Annotated in this window: 1 protein-coding gene; it reads left to right on the forward strand. The window is 72.7% G+C overall.

Going from position 1 to position 238, the window contains the following annotated elements:
• Window positions 1–238: hypothetical protein (locus IF83_RS33970; RefSeq protein ID WP_037682193.1), on the forward strand; the 238-nt coding region annotated here is incomplete at both ends.

Raw genomic sequence — 238 nt, forward strand, 5'->3', positions numbered from 1 at the left:
GGCCGCCAACGCCTCCTTCGGCGTCGGACCCAACAGCGCACCGCCGGCCCCGGCGTCCTTCGACCGCGCGACCGTCGCCTCCGACAACATCAGCCGACCACCCGGGTTGCGCTCGAAGAACGCGTCGAGCGTGGCCCGAGAGGCACTGGAGGGCGGCGGCATCGCCGCCTTCACCTCCGCCAGAACCGTCGCCGCCTCCGTCAGCCACGCACCCGCCGTCTTGCTGAACTCGCTCAGC

This window comes from Streptomyces albus subsp. albus (assembly GCF_000719865.1).
Classification (GTDB): domain Bacteria; phylum Actinomycetota; class Actinomycetes; order Streptomycetales; family Streptomycetaceae; genus Streptomyces; species Streptomyces albus_E.